The organism is Pseudomonas sp. 44 R 15, from assembly GCF_900004965.1.
In the GTDB taxonomy this organism is placed as follows: domain Bacteria; phylum Pseudomonadota; class Gammaproteobacteria; order Pseudomonadales; family Pseudomonadaceae; genus Aquipseudomonas; species Aquipseudomonas orientalis_A.
The window spans coordinates 23,722-40,693 of sequence record NZ_CVTU01000077.1 but is presented as its reverse complement, the minus strand read 5'-3'; the positions used below and the strand labels follow the sequence as shown (position 1 = coordinate 40,693).

At 62.7% G+C, this 16,972-nt stretch carries 14 protein-coding genes; 11 read left to right on the top strand and 3 right to left on the bottom strand.

The genetic code is table 11. The features are described from left to right. Positions 1–209: 209 nt before the first annotated feature. Both BFP93_RS09940 and BFP93_RS09935 read left to right on the top strand, forming a co-directional pair. Positions 210–935 carry a response regulator gene (locus BFP93_RS09940; RefSeq protein WP_065892950.1) on the top strand — a complete coding sequence of 242 codons (726 nt, stop codon included), beginning with the start codon at positions 210–212 and terminating at the stop codon, positions 933–935. After that, on the top strand, positions 932–2,542 hold the full coding sequence (locus BFP93_RS09935; RefSeq protein ID WP_065892949.1) for an ATP-binding protein: 1,611 nt from the start codon (positions 932–934) through the stop codon (positions 2,540–2,542). Before BFP93_RS09940 ends, BFP93_RS09935 begins: the two co-directional genes overlap by 4 nt. Positions 2,543–2,623: 81 nt before the next feature. Here BFP93_RS09935 and BFP93_RS09930 read toward each other — a convergent pair whose 3' ends face one another. After that, complete coding sequence (locus BFP93_RS09930; protein ID WP_065892948.1) at positions 2,624–3,340, bottom strand: 4'-phosphopantetheinyl transferase family protein; 717 nt, start codon at positions 3,338–3,340, stop codon at positions 2,624–2,626. Between the two features lie 179 nt (positions 3,341–3,519). Here BFP93_RS09930 and BFP93_RS09925 point away from each other — a divergent pair, with 179 nt between their 5' ends. The 3 genes from BFP93_RS09925 to BFP93_RS09915 are packed head-to-tail and all read left to right on the top strand — an operon-like array spanning position 3,520 to position 5,864. Further along, complete coding sequence (locus BFP93_RS09925; RefSeq protein ID WP_065892947.1) at positions 3,520–3,825, top strand: hypothetical protein; 306 nt, start codon at positions 3,520–3,522, stop codon at positions 3,823–3,825. Positions 3,826–3,843: 18 nt separating this feature from the next. Next, positions 3,844–4,521, top strand: coding sequence for a response regulator (locus BFP93_RS09920; RefSeq protein WP_010208358.1), 678 nt, complete (start codon positions 3,844–3,846; stop codon positions 4,519–4,521). After that, positions 4,518–5,864 (top strand): ATP-binding protein, encoded by a 1,347-nt coding sequence (locus BFP93_RS09915; RefSeq protein ID WP_065884794.1) that lies wholly within the window; start codon positions 4,518–4,520, stop codon positions 5,862–5,864. Before BFP93_RS09920 ends, BFP93_RS09915 begins: the two co-directional genes overlap by 4 nt. Before the next feature lie 23 nt (positions 5,865–5,887). On the opposite strand, the gene BFP93_RS09910 is transcribed toward BFP93_RS09915, so the two are convergent. Next, positions 5,888–6,886 carry an AraC family transcriptional regulator gene (locus BFP93_RS09910; RefSeq protein ID WP_065892946.1) on the bottom strand — a complete coding sequence of 333 codons (999 nt, stop codon included), beginning with the start codon at positions 6,884–6,886 and terminating at the stop codon, positions 5,888–5,890. Positions 6,887–7,225: 339 nt separating this feature from the next. Between BFP93_RS09910 and BFP93_RS09905 the strand changes: the two genes are divergently transcribed. From BFP93_RS09905 to BFP93_RS09895, 3 genes are all read left to right on the top strand, one after another. Then, complete coding sequence (locus tag BFP93_RS09905) at positions 7,226–8,557, top strand: dicarboxylate/amino acid:cation symporter (RefSeq protein ID WP_065884792.1); 1,332 nt, start codon at positions 7,226–7,228, stop codon at positions 8,555–8,557. A gap of 140 nt (positions 8,558–8,697) precedes the next feature. Then, entirely contained in the window at positions 8,698–9,684 is a 987-nt protein-coding gene (locus BFP93_RS09900; protein ID WP_065892945.1) for an XdhC family protein, read from the top strand. Continuing rightward, positions 9,681–10,265, top strand: coding sequence for a nucleotidyltransferase family protein (locus tag BFP93_RS09895; protein ID WP_065892944.1), 585 nt, complete (start codon positions 9,681–9,683; stop codon positions 10,263–10,265). Before BFP93_RS09900 ends, BFP93_RS09895 begins: the two co-directional genes overlap by 4 nt. Positions 10,266–10,363: 98 nt before the next feature. On the opposite strand, the gene rne is transcribed toward BFP93_RS09895, so the two are convergent. Then, positions 10,364–13,528 (bottom strand): ribonuclease E, encoded by a 3,165-nt coding sequence (rne, locus tag BFP93_RS09890; RefSeq protein WP_176717561.1) that lies wholly within the window; start codon positions 13,526–13,528, stop codon positions 10,364–10,366. A gap of 767 nt (positions 13,529–14,295) precedes the next feature. Between rne and rluC the strand changes: the two genes are divergently transcribed. Genes rluC through BFP93_RS09875 form a run of 3 tightly spaced genes read left to right on the top strand, consistent with a single transcriptional unit; the run spans position 14,296 to position 16,909 of the window. Further along, positions 14,296–15,255, top strand: coding sequence for a 23S rRNA pseudouridine(955/2504/2580) synthase RluC (gene rluC, locus BFP93_RS09885; RefSeq protein WP_065884788.1), 960 nt, complete (start codon positions 14,296–14,298; stop codon positions 15,253–15,255). Then, on the top strand, positions 15,242–15,904 hold the full coding sequence (locus BFP93_RS09880; protein WP_065892942.1) for an HAD-IA family hydrolase: 663 nt from the start codon (positions 15,242–15,244) through the stop codon (positions 15,902–15,904). The genes rluC and BFP93_RS09880 overlap by 14 nt, the downstream gene beginning before the upstream one ends. Positions 15,905–15,925: 21 nt before the next feature. Next, entirely contained in the window at positions 15,926–16,909 is a 984-nt protein-coding gene (locus BFP93_RS09875; RefSeq protein ID WP_065892941.1) for a S49 family peptidase, read from the top strand. Positions 16,910–16,972: the final 63 nt, after the last annotated feature.

Sequence of the window (16,972 nt, the reverse complement as noted above, 5' to 3'; positions counted from 1 at the left end):
AATGTTTCGAAGCTAAAACAAGCTGGCGGTTTTCGAAGGGCGCGAACCCTACCACAAAAAAACGCCATGGCCGAATCGATTTCCCGACTTGTGCTTATGGGTTGGCCCATGGCTACAATCGACCCTCGTTATGCCCTCAATACATGACAAACAGGCTGTGCCTGGACCGTCTTGGCCGGAAGAATTTCCTATAACAATGAGGACAACCCATGGGACAGGATCCCTGGCAGGTATTGATCGTCGAGGATGACGAACGCTTGGCCGAGCTGACCCGCGAATACCTGGAGAGCAACGGCCTGCGCGTGTCGGTGGAGAACGACGGTGCCCTGGCGGCGGCGCGCATTATCGCCGAGCAGCCTGACCTGGTGATCCTCGACCTGATGCTGCCCGGCGAAGACGGCCTCAGCATCTGCCGCAAGGTGCGCGGGGGCTATGACGGCGTCATCCTGATGCTCACTGCGCGCACCGACGACATGGACCAGGTGCAGGGCCTGGACATGGGCGCCGATGACTACGTGTGTAAACCCGTGCGTCCGCGCCTGTTGCTGGCGCGTATCCAGGCCCTGCTGCGGCGCAGCGAACCGGCGCCGGCGGTTGCGGTGGAGCACCAGCGACGCCTGCAATTCGGCCCGTTGGTGGTGGACAACGCCTTGCGCGAGGCCTGGCTGCACCAGGGCGGCATCGAACTGACCAGTGCCGAGTTCGACCTGCTGTGGCTGTTGGTGGCCAACGCCGGGCGCATTCTGTCGCGCGAAGAAATTTTCATCGCCCTGCGCGGCGTCGGTTACGACGGCCAGGATCGTTCGATTGATGTGCGCATTTCACGTATTCGCCCCAAGATCGGCGATGACCCGATCCACCCGCGCCTGATCAAGACCATCCGCAGCAAAGGCTACCTGTTCGTGCCCGAAGCCGCTTCCGACATGCCGCTGTGAACTCGATCTTCCTGCGCATCTACGGCGGCATGTGCGCCGCGCTGATCCTGGTCGCGCTGCTGGGGGTGCTGGCCCTGCACTTGCTCAACGATGTGCGCAGCGACCAATACCGCGAGCGCCTGGCCCATGGCACGTTCGCGTTGATGGGCGACAATCTGCGGCCCATGAGCGCCATCGAGCGTCAGCGCGCATTGGCGGTGTGGGAGCGATTGCTGGGCATTCCGTTGCAGTTGCGCACCTTCGCCGACGCGCAGTTGGACATGAGCCAGCGCAAGCGCCTGCAACGTGGCCAGGTCCTGGTGGAGCAGACGGGGCCCCATGCTGCGCGGGTACTGCGTCTGGTCAGCGAACAGGAGCAATGGGTGCTCACCGGCGAAGTGCAGCAGATCAGCGAGCAATTGGCCCGCGCCACTATCTACCTGCTGGCCGACGAACTGGTGCGTTTTCCGGTGGCCGAGCAACCGCAACGCCTGGCTGACCTCAAGCAGGCCAAGGGCTTTGGTTTCGAGATGCACCTGATGATCCTCGACCAGGCCGATATGGACGACGACCAGCGCCGACGCGTGGCCGAGGGCGATACGGTGATGGCCCTGGGCAAGGGCGGTGATTCGATCCGTGTGTTTGCCGGCATGGTCGGCACGCCGTGGGTGCTGGAGATCGGCCCGCTGTATCAGATGAACCCGTACCCGGCGCAATGGTTGATCCTGATCGCGCTGATCGGCCTGACCTTGATCGGTCTGATCGTCTACCTGTTGGTGCGCCAGCTCGAGCGCCGCCTCAAGGGCCTGGAGGCGGCCGCCACGCGCATCGCCAAGGGCAACCTGGAGGTTCGCGTGCCGGCGCGGGGCGTCGACTCGGTGGGGCGGTTGGCGGCGGCGTTCAACGGCATGGCCGAGCACTTGCAGCAATTGCTGGCGATTCAGCGTGAACTGGTACGCGCAGTCTCCCACGAGCTGCGCACGCCGGTGGCGCGCCTGCGCTTCGGCCTGGAGATGCTGGGCGACGCCAACACCGCCGAGGCTCGGCGCAAATACCTGGAGGGCATGGACGGCGATATCCAGGACCTCGATGGCCTGGTCGATGAGATGCTCACTTATGCGCGCCTGGAACAGGGCGCGCCGGCGTTGGACTTCCAGTGCGTCGACCTCGATGCGTTGCTCGACCAGGTGATCGGCGAATTGTCGCCACTGCGCCCGCAGGTCAGCGTCACCCGCGGGATGTGCTCTTCATCGGCGCATCGGCAGGACGCCTGGGTCGATGCCGAGCCCCGCTACCTGCATCGCGCGCTGCAGAACCTGGTCAGCAATGCCATGCGCCACGCCAAGGGCCAGGTGCTGATCAGCTATCAGGTCGGGCAGGTGCGGTGCCGTATCGACGTGGAAGACGATGGCCCCGGCATACCGGAAAGTGCCTGGGAACGTGTGTTCACCCCGTTCCTGCGCCTGGACGACAGCCGCACCCGCGCCTCGGGCGGGCACGGCCTGGGCCTGTCGATCGTGCGGCGGATTATCTATTGGCATGGCGGGCGGGCGTTGATCAGCAAGAGCAACAACCTGGGCGGGGCGTGTTTCAGTCTGAGTTGGCCCAGAGAACAGGGAAAACCCTGACACCGCCATCGGGGGCAAGCCCCCTCCCACATTTGGAATGTATTCCCCTGTGGGAGGGGGCTTGCCCCCGATAGCGGTCTATCAGGCGCCAACCGCCACTAGACTCAACAACTGCTCCCCCTCCACCCCAAATTGCCCCTCCAATTCCTTGCCATGGCACCACTCACTGGACAGGTCCGTGAGCAACCGCAACCGCACATGCCCGGCCTGCGACCACTCCACCACCTCGGCATGCTCAAAATAAAAGCGCTTGTGCACGAGCGGGTAGAGCGCCTTGAACAGACTCTCCTTGACCGAAAACGTCAGCGTCACCAGCAGGGCGACCTGCTCGCGCGGCAGGCTGGCCATTCGTTGCATTTCATCGGGGGTAAGGATCTCACCCGCCAGGCGTTGCGCCCGTTCCAGCGTCAGCAGGTTCTCCAGGTCCATTCCCAGCCCGCGCCACTGCGCCCTGTGCGCGACGATCGCCGCGGCGTGCCCGGTGCTGTGGGTGATGGAGCCGCTGATGTGCACTGGCCAGATCGGCGCGCGGTCTTCGCCGATGGCCGGCACGCAGTCGAGGTTATCGAGTCGCCGCAGCGCTTCGCGGGCGCACAGGCGGCCGGCGAGGAATTCCGCCTGGCGCTTGGCCACCGAGCGCTGGATACTCGCCGGCGGCGGCACGGCGCTGCGGTGGAAGTCGCCGGCGTTCAACAAGGCCGGGTCGAATCGCGTGCTCAAAAACACGGTGCCCGGCAAAGGAGCAGGCAGCGGCCAATGGGCATCGAGTGGGGTACAGCAGGCGGGTAGGGGCGTCATGCGCGACATTTTGCCGAGTTGGCGCGTCAGTGCATAGCCCGTAGTGATAGCCCGTAGTGATAGTCCGTCGTGTATGTCCCCATCGCGCTTCAGGCCGGGTTCAGAGCCCGTTCAGGGGGAGTTCAGGGGCGCTTGCGTAGTGTGGACGCCACAGCCTGAACGCTTAAGAGGTAAGCACCATGACTGCGATCAAGAAACTGCTGTTGGCGTTGACCATGCTCGGTGCCACCGCCGGTGTGCAAGCCAGCGATAGCACGTTTGCCGCTTTTGGCCGAGAGAAAAGCAAAAAAACCGGCAACCTGATCCATCGGGTCAGCTTCGAAGAGGTGAGCGTTCAGGCCGCACCGTGGGGCCGGTCGCTGGTCACCGCGCCTCAACCGGGTTACCGCGCCGGTTACGCGCCTCAGTCTGGCCACTACAATGGCATTAAACTGCGCCCGCAAGACCTGCAGGGCCGCTATTATATCCCTCGCTCGGACTGTTGAATTGCCTTGGAGAGCCTTATGAAATTGCTGGTGGTGGAAGATGAGGCGCTGTTGCGTCATCACCTGTTTACCCGCCTGACCGACAGCGGCCACGTCGTCGAGGCCGTGGCCAATGCCGAGGAAGCCCTGTACCAGACCGGCCAATTCAACCATGACCTGGCGATCATCGACCTGGGGCTGCCCGGCATGGGCGGCCTGGACCTGATCCGGCAACTGCGCACCCAGGCCAAGACCTTTCCGATCCTGATCCTGACCGCCCGCGGCAACTGGCAGGACAAAGTCGAAGGCCTGGCTGCCGGTGCCGACGACTACGTGGTCAAACCGTTCCAGTTCGAAGAGCTGGAGGCGCGGATGAACGCCTTGCTGCGCCGCTCCAGCGGTTTCACCCAGTCCACCATCGTCGCCGGGCCCCTGCTGCTGGACCTCAATCGCAAGCAAGCTTCGCTGGACGAACAACCGCTGGCGCTGACCGCCTATGAGTACCGCATCCTCGAATACCTGATGCGCCATCATCAACAGGTGGTGGCCAAGGACCGTTTGATGGAGCAGCTTTACCCCGATGATGACGAGCGCGACCCAAACGTCATCGAAGTGCTGGTCGGCCGCCTGCGCCGCAAGCTGGAAGGGCCGGCCGGGTTCAAGCCGATCGACACCGTGCGCGGCCTGGGCTACCTGTTCAATGAGCGCTGCCGTTGATTCGCTCGCTCCGTGTGCGCCTGATGCTGGCCGCCGCCACCCTGGCGGTGCTGTTCATGCTGGGCTTGTTGCCCGCCATGCAAGGTGCTTTCAGCCTGGCGCTGCAGGATTCCATTGAGCAGCGCCTGGCGTCGGATGTCACCACCCTGATCTCGGCGGCCCGCGTGGAAAATAACCGGCTGCTGATGCCGGCGCAGTTGCCCGATGAGCGCTTCAACCTGACCGACAGCCGCCTGCTCGGCTATATCTACGACCGTGAAGGTCACCTGGTGTGGCGGTCGCGGGCGACCCAGGAAGAAAGGATCAATTACAAGCCGCGCTACGATGGGCGTGGCAACGAATTTGCGCGCATTCGTGAGGCCAACGGCCAGGAGTTCTTCGTCTATGACGTCGAGGTGCGGCTGCTGGGCGGCAAAAGCGCGGCGTTCAGCATCGTCGCCTTGCAACCGGTGCGTGAGTATCAACTGACCCTCGAAGGCCTGCGCGAGAATCTCTACCTGGGCTTCGGCGCGGCGTTGCTGGTGCTGTTGACGCTGCTCTGGCTCGGCCTGACCTGGGGCCTGCAGGCCCTGCGACGCCTGAGCCAGGAACTGGACCAGATCGAAGGCGGCACCCGCGAAAGCCTCAGCGAAGAGCACCCCCGGGAATTGCTGCGCCTCACCGGTTCCCTCAACCGTTTGCTGCACAGCGAGCGTGAACAGCGGGCGCGCTACCGCGACTCCCTGGATGACCTGGCCCATAGCCTGAAAACCCCGCTGGCGGTATTGCAGGGGGTGAGCGAAGACATGGCCCAGCGCCCCGAGGAGCGCAGCCAGGCCTGGGTGCTGCAGTCGCAGATCGAGCGCATGAGCCAGCAGATCGGCTATCAATTGCAGCGCGCCAGCCTGCGCAAGAGCGGCCTGGTGCGCCACCAGGTACGCCTGGAGCCGGTGCTGCAGAGCCTGTGCGACACCCTGGACAAGGTTTACCGGGACAAGCGCGTCACCGTGACCCTCGACCTGCCGGACGCCTGCGACGTGCCCATCGAAAAGGGCGCCCTGCTCGAGATGCTCGGCAACCTGCTGGAAAACGCCTACCGCCTATGCGTGAAGCAGGTACGTATCAGCCTGGTGGAACACCCGGACGGCAGTGAGCTGTGCATCGAAGACGATGGCCCCGGCGTGCCACCGGACCAGCGCGCCCGGATCCTGCAGCGCGGCGAACGGCTTGATCGCCAGCACCCGGGGCAGGGCATCGGGTTGGCGGTGGTCAAGGACATCATCGAGAGCTACCACGCGCGGTTGACCCTGGGCGATTCGGCGCTGGGTGGCGCGGCGTTCAGGATTCACTTTCCGGCCTTGTGAGGGGGCAGGCCTGCTGCCCACCTTCAACCCTCCTGCGCGCGATACGCCCCCGGTGTCAGGCCGGTCCACTTCTTGAACGCCCGATGAAACGCCGACGGTTCCGAGAACCCCAGCTGTTCTGCAATGTCCTGCAAGGACAAGTCCGCCCGCCCCAAGTGGTAGATGGCGATATCACGGCGTAACTCATCCTTCAATGCCTGAAAGCTGCTGCCTTCTTCACGCAAATGCCGGCGCAGGGTTTGCGGGCTGATATGCAAATGCTGTGCGACCGCGTCCAGGTCCGGCCAGGGCGTGCGGTCGCGGCTGAGCAAGCGGCGCAGTTGGCTGCTCAGACTGTCGCCCTCATCGGGTCGAGACAACAGGTCGGCGGGGGAGCGCTGTAAAAAGTGCTTGAGGGTGCGTTCATCCTGCAGCAGCGGCAGGTCTAGGTAACGGCGGGGAAACACCAGGCTGCTGTTCGGCGCGGCGAATACCTGGGGGCAAGGAAACAGCAGGTCGTATTCACCGGCGTGGGCCGGCATCGGATAACTGAAAGTGACCTGATGCAGCCGAATACGCTGGCCGATCAACCAACTGCCCAGACGATGCCAGATCACCAGCAGGCATTCACTGAGAAAGTGGTCCGGGTCCCACAGTGGCGAGTCGTCCAGGCTCAAGCGAACGCTGTCGCCTTCGCGTGTCAGCTGCCAGCGCGGGCCGTGGGGGAACAGGCTATAAAATAACAGGCCGCGTTCCAGCGCCTTCTCCAGCGTGCGGCAATGAATCAGCGCATGACACATCATGGCGAAGGTGCCGCGCTTGCTCGGCGCCTGGGCGAAACCCAGGTATTCATCATCCAGCGCCAGCCAGAGCATTTGCAGCAAGCGGGTAAATTGCTCCGGAGCGATACGCGCACGCGGTTCGCTCAGTTGTTCGGGGGTGATACCCACCTGCTGCAACAGGCGCGAGTAGTCGTAACCGGCCCGGCGCGCGCCGCCCAGGGCCGCGCGGGCGAAGTGACTGGCGATGGTGCGTTCACGCATGACAGGGCCTCGTCCATGGAAGGGCCGATGGTAGCCATCACCCGGAGAGGGTCACAAGGCGGATATCCGCCAAATTGTAGGACGAGATAGGGCGAGTCGGCGGAAATCCGCCACCTTGTTACACGCCCGCCGAGCCTCGGCAAGCCGCAAGCCCTGATGTCCAGAGGCTTTCACCGGATTTAAGCAAAGTGGCATGGCGTTTGCGATAGGGATTACAGCGCAGGATTGTTCCTACAGACCTCGCCAACAACAAATCCCTCCAGTGCAGGAGGGTTCGCAATTCAAGTGTCGTGGGCAATGGCGGATATTTGCCACACGGTGCGATTGAGGAACTTTGCAATGACGACTCGTCAGCCAATCTACAAATCCCTGTATTTCCAGGTGATCGTTGCAATCGTTATCGGTATTTTGCTCGGCCACTTCTACCCGCAGACCGGCGTGGCCCTCAAGCCACTGGGTGACGGCTTTATCAAGCTGATCAAAATGGTCATCGCCCCGATCATCTTCTGCACCGTGGTCAGCGGTATCGCCGGCATGCAAAGCATGAAATCGGTCGGCAAAACCGGCGGTTACGCGCTGCTGTACTTCGAAGTCGTTTCCACCATTGCGTTGCTGATCGGCCTGATCGTGGTCAACGTCGTGCAGCCGGGCGCCGGCATGCACATCGACGTGGCCACCCTGGACGCTTCGAAAGTCGCGGCCTACGTGACCGCCGGTAAAGACCAGAGCATCGTCGGCTTTATCCTCAATGTCATCCCCAACACCATCGTCGGCGCCTTCGCCAACGGCGACATCCTGCAAGTGCTGATGTTCTCGGTGATCTTCGGTTTCGCCCTGCACCGCCTGGGTGCCTACGGCAAGCCGGTGCTGGACTTCATCGATCGTTTCGCCCACGTGATGTTCAACATCATCAACATGATCATGAAGCTGGCGCCCATCGGTGCCCTGGGCGCCATGGCGTTCACCATCGGTGCCTACGGCGTAGGTTCCCTGGTGCAGTTGGGCCAGTTGATGATCTGCTTCTACATTACCTGCGTCCTGTTCGTGGTGGTGGTGCTGGGCGCCATCTGCCGCGCCCACGGTTTCAGCGTATTGAAGCTGATTCGCTACATCCGTGAAGAGCTGCTGATCGTACTGGGTACTTCGTCTTCCGAATCCGCACTGCCGCGCATGCTGATCAAGATGGAGCGTCTGGGCGCGAAGAAATCCGTGGTCGGCCTCGTTATCCCCACCGGCTACTCGTTCAACCTTGACGGTACCTCGATCTACCTGACCATGGCGGCCGTGTTCATCGCCCAGGCGACCGACACCCACATGGACATCACTCACCAGATCACCCTGCTGCTGGTGCTGCTGCTGTCCTCCAAAGGCGCTGCGGGTGTGACGGGCTCGGGCTTTATCGTCCTGGCTGCCACCCTGTCGGCTGTCGGCCACCTGCCGGTTGCCGGCCTGGCGCTGATCCTGGGTATCGACCGCTTCATGTCCGAAGCTCGCGCGCTGACCAACCTGGTGGGTAACGCCGTTGCCACCATCGTTGTGGCCAAGTGGGTCAAGGAACTGGACACCGACAAGCTGCAAAGCGAGCTGGCATCCGGCGGTACCGGTATCTCCGAAACCCGCGAAATCGACGACCTGGGCGTGGCCGAAGGCCCTGCACCTGTGGTCAAGTAAGCTGAAGATGGCGTGAACTAACGCCGACAGCAACACACAAACGCCCCGACTGGTTCGGGGCGTTTGCGTTTCTGGCGCGTCACGGCAGTGGCTTTTGTTTTACAGTAAATGAATCGGTTGAAACGCTTGCGGGAGGTTTTGTGGACAGTGTGGATCTGAATGTCCTGCGCAGCGTGCTGGAGTGGCGCCGCGCCGGGCAACGCGTGATGTTGTACAGCGTGGTGCAGACCTGGGGCAGTGCGCCGCGCCCACCGGGGGCGATGTTGGCCCTGCGCGGCGACGGGGTGGTGATTGGCTCGGTGTCCGGCGGCTGTATCGAGGATGACTTGATCGCGCGCCTGCAGGATGGCCGTTTGCCCGACGATGGCCCGCCCGTGCAGTTGGTCACCTACGGCGTCACCCGCGATGAGGCGGCGCGCTTTGGCCTGCCCTGCGGCGGAACCCTGCGCCTGACCGAAGAACGAGTGGACGACTGGGAGTGGGTCGCGCAATTGCTGGCACGCTGCGAGGATCATCAAATTGTCGCGCGGGAGCTGAACCTGGCCACGGGTAAAGTGACCCTTAACGCCGCGAGCAAGACCGATGCAGTGACCTTTGACGGCCAGTGTCTGCGCGCCATCTATGGGCCTCGCTGGCGCCTGCTGTTGATCGGCGCCGGGCAACTGTCGCGCTATGTCGCGGAAATGGCGCGCCTGCTCGACTTTGAAGTGCTGATCTGTGACCCGCGTGAAGAGTTCGTCTATGGCTGGGAGGAACAGCACGGCCGCTTCGTGCCGGGCATGCCCGATGAAGCGGTGCTCAATATCCAGACCGACGAACGCACGGCGATTGTCTGTCTGACCCACGACCCACGCCTGGATGACATGGCGTTGCTCACGGCGTTGAATTCCAGTGCGTTCTATATTGGCGCCCTCGGTTCGCGGGTCAACACGCAGAAACGACGGGAAAACCTGGCGGCGTTGGGCTTGTCGGCAGAAGCGATTGCACGGTTGCATGGGCCCATCGGCTTGCACATCGGCAGCCACACGCCGGCGGAAATTGCGCTGTCGCTGATGGCGGAAATCGTCGCGATCAAGAACGGCGTGGCGCCTCTGCAGAAAAAGCCGCTGGCGGCGGTTGCCCAGTGACAGTGACGGCGATAGTGCTGGCGGCGGGGCAGGGCAGTCGTTTTCGCGCCGAAGCCGGGGCTGATCGAGACAAGTTGCTGGCACATTGTATTGGGCTCGATGGTGTGACACGGCCAGTCATCGAGCAGGTGCTGGTGAACCTGCCGGCGACGCTTGTTGAGCGCTGGGTGGTGACTTCACCGGAACGCCTTGAGGTGATTCGGTTGGCTGAGGCGCATGGTTGTAAGGTCCTGCTGCTGGAGTCGGCCGGCATGGGCGACAGCATTGCTGCCGCCGTTGCGGCCAGCGCTTGGGCAGAGGGCTGGCTGGTGGTGCTGGGGGATATGCCGTTTATTCGATCCGCGACGATCGAGCGTGTGCTGGCCGATCCGGCAAGTATCACCGTGCCGGTGCATGCCGGACAGTATGGGCATCCGGTGGCTTTCGACCGTGTGTTGGGGTCTGCATTGATGGCGTTGGCCGGCGACCGTGGCGCGAAGGCTTTGTTTGCACTGGCACAGGTGCGGGGCGTGCAGGTGGATGATCCAGGCGTGCTATGGGATGTGGATGTGCCGCAACAGTTGAGTTTCAGCGCCGACTGAATGTAGGAGTGGGCTTGCTCCCGATGATCGTTCCCATATTCGTGCAATAAAAAGCCCCGCCTGATTGCTCAGGCGGGGCTTTTTAATGGCCGATGGAATCAGACGAGGGGTTTAGGCTCGTGCTCTTCTTCCTGGGCCTTGTGCTCTACCGACGCAGCAGCAGCGGCGGCAGCCTCGGCTTCCTTGCGGCGACGACGCACTTCACGTGGGTCGTTCGGTGCACGGCCGTTTTCAGTCAGGGCGCTTGCCGGTGCAGCTTCAACCACCGGAGCAGCGACTTCGGCCACTACAGGCGCTTCAGCCACGGCTGCAGGCTCAACGACCGGAGCGGGCTCAACCACGGGGGCAGGTTCGACCTCCGGGGTCGGCTCGGCCACTACGACATCAGCAACCGGAGCCGGAGCCTCTTCTACCACGGGGGCAGGAGCGGGCGCTTCAACCGCAGCGGCAGGTTCGGCAGTCCATTGGAAGGCGGTCTGTTCTTCGCGAACTTCACGCACGGCCGGGGCAGCTTCTTCGACAGCCGGTGCTTCAACGACGGCTTCAACATCAGCTTCAACCACGGGCTCAGGCTCGACGACCGGGGCGACTTCAACGGCAACCACTTCGGTCACGGGTTGAGCGTCGCGAACCGGTGCCACTTCCACTTCCGGAACCACTGGGGTTTCGATTGGGGTAGTCGCTTCCACCACCGGTGCTTCAACCACTGGGATCTCGGCAACGGGCGCTTCTACCGCAGCGGTCTCTTCGACAGCCGCAGTAGCGCGTTCAGCCTGCTCATGGGCCTGGGCTTCAGCAGGTGCGCTGATGGTCGAGCTGGCCACGGCGGCGGTCACGGCCAGGCCGGCAGCCAGGTCGGCACCGGTAGGTTCGGTGTTGGCCGCTTCGGCGTTCTCGCCGGCTTCTTCCGAGCCTTCGATCACGTTGCCGTTGGCATCACGCTGACGCTCACGACGGTTGCTGCGACGACGCTGACCACGGGAGCGACGGCGTGGGCGATCGCCTTCGGCGTTGTCCTGGCCTTCTTCCTGCAGTTGCTCTTCGCCGGTCAGCACTTCTTCTTCACTGGCGGCAGCGGCCTGTTCGGCGCGTGGTTGACGCTCTTCACGCGGGGCGCGTGGTTGGCGTTCCTCACGTGGCGCGCGCTCTTCACGCGGCTGGCGAGCCGGGCGTTCTTCGGTGGCAGTAGCAGTAGCAGCGGCTGCGGCGACGGCAGGAGTCGCATCCAGAGGCTCGCGCAGTTCACGTACACGCTCTTCACGCTCGCCACGCGGCTTGCGATCTTCACGCGGGGCGCGCGGCGTACGCGCACGTTCTTCGCGTGGGGCGCGTTCTTCACGGGCTACGGCCGGGGCTTCTTCGCGGGCTTCGCGAGGTGCACGCTCTTCACGTGGCGCACGCTCTTCACGCGGGGCACGTTCTTCGCGCGGCTTGCGCTCTTCGTCACGACGACCGTTGCGGTTGCGGCTCTGCTGACGACCGTTGCGACGCTCTTCGTTACGTGCCGGGCGTTCGGTGGCGGTTTTTTCAACCACAACCGGGGCAGCCGGTTCTTCCTTGGTGGCGAACAGGCTGACCAGCGACTTCACCAGCCCTTTGAACAGGCTTGGCTCAGGCAGGGCGGCCGGTGCGGCCACCGGGGCAGCCGCTTCGGCCGGTACCGGTGCATTGGCGCGTGCCGGGGCGGTTTTCACGGCGGCTTCCTGGCGGACCAGGGTGCGGGTCGCAGCGGCCGGCTGGACTTCTTCCACTTCGGCGGCAGCGGCGGCGATTTCGTAGCTGGACTGGCCGCTGTGGGCTTCCGGGCTATCATCGCGCAGACGCTGGACTTCGAAGTGCGGCGTCTCGAGGTGATCGTTCGGCAGGATAACGATACGGGCACGGGTGCGCAGTTCGATCTTGGTGATCGAGTTGCGTTTTTCGTTGAGCAGGAACGCGGCGACCGGAATCGGCACTTGTGCGCGAACTTCGGCAGTGCGGTCTTTCAGGGCTTCTTCTTCGATCAGGCGCAGGATCGCCAGGGACAGCGACTCGACGTCACGGATGATGCCGGTGCCGTTGCAACGCGGGCAGACGATGCCGCTGCTCTCGCCCAGGGATGGACGCAGGCGCTGACGGGACATTTCCAACAGGCCGAAGCGCGAGATACGGCCCACTTGTACGCGGGCGCGGTCCGCTTCCAGGCATTCGCGGACTTTCTCTTCCACGGCGCGCTGGTTCTTGGCCGGGGTCATGTCGATGAAGTCGATCACGATCAGGCCGCCGATGTCACGCAGGCGCAGCTGGCGGGCGATTTCTTCAGCCGCTTCCAGGTTGGTCTGCAGGGCGGTTTCTTCGATGTCGCTACCCTTCGTGGCGCGCGCCGAGTTGATGTCGATGGACACCAGGGCTTCGGTCGGGTCGATCACGATGGAGCCGCCGGAAGGCAGTTCGACCACACGCTGGAAGGCGGTCTCGATCTGGCTTTCGATCTGGAAACGGTTGAACAGCGGCACGCTGTCTTCGTACAGCTTGATCTTGCTGGCGTACTGCGGCATCACCTGGCGGATGAAGGTCAGGGCTTCGTCCTGGGCTTCAACGCTGTCGATCAGCACTTCGCCGATGTCCTGGCGCAGGTAATCGCGGATGGCGCGGATGATCACGTTGCTTTCCTGGTAGATCAGGAACGGCGCGGAACGATCCAGCGAAGCTTCTTTGATGGCGGTCCACAGTTGCAGCAGGTAGTCGAGGTCCCACTGCATTTCTTCGCTGCTGCGGCCCAGGCCTGCAGTGCGCACGATCAGGCCCATGTCGGCCGGTGCGATCAGGCCGTTCAGCGCTTCACGCAGTTCGTTGCGCTCTTCGCCTTCGATGCGACGGGAGATACCGCCGGCACGCGGGTTGTTCGGCATCAGCACCAGGTAACGACCGGCCAGGCTGATGAAGGTGGTCAGGGCGGCGCCCTTGTTGCCACGTTCTTCTTTTTCGACCTGGACAATGACTTCCTGACCTTCGCTCAGGACGTCCTTGATGTTCACGCGGCCTTCGGGGGCTTTCTTGAAGTATTCGCGGGAGATTTCCTTGAGGGGCAGGAAGCCGTGGCGCTCGGAGCCGAAATCGACAAAGGCAGCCTCAAGGCTTGGTTCGATGCGAGTAATACGGCCTTTATAGATGTTGGCCTTCTTTTGCTCGCGTGCACCGGACTCGATGTCCAGGTCGTAGAGGCGTTGGCCATCTACCAGTGCAACACGCAACTCTTCGGGTTGAGTTGCGTTAATCAGCATTCTTTTCATGTTGTACCGTCGGTTTCCGGGCTGCCGGAAACGGCGTTCGGCACACACGACTTCTCACGGTCGGTGTCAGGTGCGTCAAGAGTGGTTGGCCACTCCAGTGTCCAGCAAAACCTGCCAATTGGGCGGGTATCGCGACGGACGCGTCCTGCTTGTTAGCGGTGGTGACAAAGGCACCACTTCAACAAAAGCTAAGGTCAGGAGGAGGAATCAACCGGCGACTGTGGACGAGATGAAGCGTCTAAATATAAGCCTAGTGCTACACGGTCCGACGGTTGTGCATCTCCACCCTACACGTATCCCTGATAATTCGGGTGCTGCCGCGCGCAGAATCCGCAGCGGGTTGGCATTTACCGTGTTCTCCAAAGGGGAGTCCACGCTCATGGCTAAACAAGACTAGGTGTGGGCGATTGCGCTCTCACTCAGCTCTTAACAGGCGTTGTTTCCGAAGCATTCGCCATGGTCTGGCTCGGGACTGACTGCACTTTGTGAACTGGCCGTAAATATCGGCGCAGGACGCGAGTATTCACTCTGCGTACCGCACTCGCTTCAGGCCTCATGTCACCTGCGCTTGTTACAATCTCAAGCCTTCCAGGGTGGCGAACGCCCCGTAGGACGGCCTCGCGTCCTGATGAATTGCGATGGTCAGGGCCGGCAGTTTGCCGCAAGTCCTCTGTCCAGGCCGCTTTTGGCGGCGTTCGCGACTATAGCAGCAATGATTAAGTGCTTCAATTCCATAAAAAATTGTTATCATCGCCGGCATGACGACTACCGCCCCCCAGACCCCCAGCGTCCAGCTGCTCGAGGTCTCGCCGGAATATGCCGGCCAACGCATCGATAATTTTCTCCTGGCCAGGCTCAAAGGCGTGCCCAAGACCTTGATCTACCGCATCTTGCGCAAAGGCGAAGTGCGGGTGAACAAGGGTCGGATCAAGCCCGAGTACAAGCTGCAGGCGGGCGATATCGTCCGTGTGCCGCCGGTTCGCGTGCCTGAGCGCGACGAGCCCGTGCCACTGGCCCAAGGCCTGCTGCAGCGCCTCGAAGCGTCGATCGTGTTCGAAGATAACAAACTCATCGTGATCAACAAACCCTGCGGTATTGCCGTTCACGGCGGCAGCGGCCTGACGTTCGGCGTGATCGAAGCCTTCCGTCAGTTGCGCCCGGATGCCAAGGAGCTGGAGCTGGTCCATCGCCTGGACCGCGACACCTCCGGCCTGTTGATGATCGCCAAGAAACGCAGCATGTTGCGCCACCTGCACACCGCCCTGCGCGGCGACGGTGTGGACAAGCGCTACATGGCGCTGGTGCGCGGCAACTGGGCCAGTTCGATCAAGAGCGTGCGGGCGCCATTGCAGAAGAGCAACCTGCGTTCCGGTGAGCGCATGGTGGAAGTGGACGAGGAGGGCAAAGAGGCCCTGACCCTGTTCAAGGTGCTGCGCCGCTTCGGCGACTTCGCCACCCTGGTCGAGGCCAAGCCGGTGACCGGGCGTACCCACCAGATTCGCGTGCACACCCTGCATGCCGGTCACTGCATTGCCGGCGACACCAAATACGGCGACGAGGATTTCTCCAGGGAGATCCGCGATCTGGGCGGCAAGCGCCTGTTCCTGCATGCCTACATGCTGACCGTGCCGCTGCCCGACGGTGGCGAGCTGAAGTTGCAGGCGCCGGTCGATGACATGTGGGCCAAGACTGTGGAGCGCCTGAGTGTCGCACCGTGATTACAAGCTGCTGATTTTCGACTGGGACGGCACCCTGGCCAATTCCATTGGCCGCATCGTCGAGTCGATGCACATGGCGTCGACCCGCTCGGGCTTTGAGTTGTGCAGCGACCTGGCAGTCAAGGGCATTATCGGCCTGGGCTTGCCTGAGGCGATTCGTACGCTGTATCCGCACATATCCGACACTGAGCTGGTCGCTTTCCGCGAGCACTACGCCGATCACTACATTGCGCTGGAGGCTGAGCCTTCGCCGCTGTTTGAGGGTGTGGTGCAATCGCTGCAAGCGTTTCGTGCCGAGGGTTATCACCTGGCCGTCGCCACGGGCAAGGCGCGTCGCGGGCTGGATCGGGTGCTCAAGGCGCACGGCTGGGAAGACTATTTCGATATCACCCGTGCGGCGGATGAAACTGCCAGTAAACCTCACCCTCTGATGCTGGAGCAGATCATGGCGCATTGCCGTGTATCGCCGCGCGAGGCGTTGATGGTGGGTGATGCCTCCTTCGACCTGATGATGGCTCGCAATGCTGGCATGGACAGCGTGGCGGTCAGCTACGGCGCCCAGTCTGCGGAGGCCCTGCAGCCATACGAGCCCAGGGTCACGATCGATCATTTTTCTCAATTGCAGGCCTGGCTCAGCCGGGCTCGATAAGTCTTTGCTGGGGTTGATGGCATGAGTGACGAGTGGAAAGCGCCGGAAAAAGCGCAAAACGCTGATGACAAAAGCTGGAAGCTGCTGGAGAAAACCCTCCTGGCCAGCGTGCAGGAGCAACGCCGCGCGCGCCGCTGGGGGATTTTCTTCAAGCTGCTGACCTTCACTTACCTGTTGCTCATACTGGCGCTGTTCAGTCCGTTGATGGACATGGAAAAGAGCGCCACCCGTGGCAGTCAGTACACCGCCTTGATCGAAGTGCGCGGGGTGATCGCCGACAAGGAGCCCGCCAGCGCCGACAATATTGTCAGCAGCCTGCGCGCGGCGTTCGAAGACCCCAAGGTCAAGGGCGTGATCCTGCGTATCAATAGCCCCGGCGGCAGTCCTGTGCAGTCGGGCTATGTGTATGACGAGATTCGTCGCCTGCGCGCGCTGCATCCGGACACCAAGCTGTATGCGGTGATCTCCGACCTGGGGGCTTCGGGCGCTTATTACATCGCCAGTGCCGCCGACCAGATTTACGCTGACAAGGCCAGCCTGGTGGGGTCCATCGGGGTGACGGCAGCCGGTTACGGGTTTGTCGGCACCATGGAGAAGCTGGGTGTGGAGCGTCGCACCTACACCTCGGGCGAGCACAAGGCGTTTCTCGATCCATTCCAGCCGCAGAAGGCGGATGAGACCCAGTTCTGGCAGGGCGTGCTCGACACTACCCATCGCCAGTTCATCGCCAGCGTCAAGCAAGGGCGTGGCGATCGGCTCAAGGACAAGGAGCATCCGGAGCTGTTCTCCGGGCTGGTGTGGTCGGGCGAGCAGGCGCTGCCGCTGGGCTTGATCGACGGCCTGGGCAGCGCCAGTTCGGTGGCGCGGGATGTGGTTGGCGAGAAGGAGTTGGTGGATTTCACGGTTGAGGAATCGCCGTTTGACCGCTTCTCCAAGAAGCTCGGTGCCAGCGTGGCCGAGAAGCTGGCCCTGTACATGGGCTTCCAGGGCCCGACATTGCGCTGATCTCAAGCCAGCAGTCGATCAAAATGTGGGAGGGGGCTTGCCCCCGATGCCGGTGTGTCAGCA

Excerpts from the sequence above, each read along its gene's own strand:
- BFP93_RS09920 (WP_010208358.1), top strand. The coding sequence starts at position 3,844 with ATGAAATTGCTGGTGGTGGAAGATGAGGCGCTGTTGCGTCATCACCTG.
- rne (WP_176717561.1), bottom strand. The coding sequence starts at position 13,528 with ATGCTGATTAACGCAACTCAACCCGAAGAGTTGCGTGTTGCACTGGTA.
- BFP93_RS09940 (WP_065892950.1), top strand. The coding sequence starts at position 210 with ATGGGACAGGATCCCTGGCAGGTATTGATCGTCGAGGATGACGAACGC.
- BFP93_RS09875 (WP_065892941.1), top strand. The coding sequence starts at position 15,926 with ATGAGTGACGAGTGGAAAGCGCCGGAAAAAGCGCAAAACGCTGATGAC.
- BFP93_RS09905 (WP_065884792.1), top strand. The coding sequence starts at position 7,226 with ATGACGACTCGTCAGCCAATCTACAAATCCCTGTATTTCCAGGTGATC.
- BFP93_RS09925 (WP_065892947.1), top strand. The coding sequence starts at position 3,520 with ATGACTGCGATCAAGAAACTGCTGTTGGCGTTGACCATGCTCGGTGCC.
- BFP93_RS09910 (WP_065892946.1), bottom strand. The coding sequence starts at position 6,886 with ATGCGTGAACGCACCATCGCCAGTCACTTCGCCCGCGCGGCCCTGGGC.
- rluC (WP_065884788.1), top strand. The coding sequence starts at position 14,296 with ATGACGACTACCGCCCCCCAGACCCCCAGCGTCCAGCTGCTCGAGGTC.
- BFP93_RS09930 (WP_065892948.1), bottom strand. The coding sequence starts at position 3,340 with ATGACGCCCCTACCCGCCTGCTGTACCCCACTCGATGCCCATTGGCCG.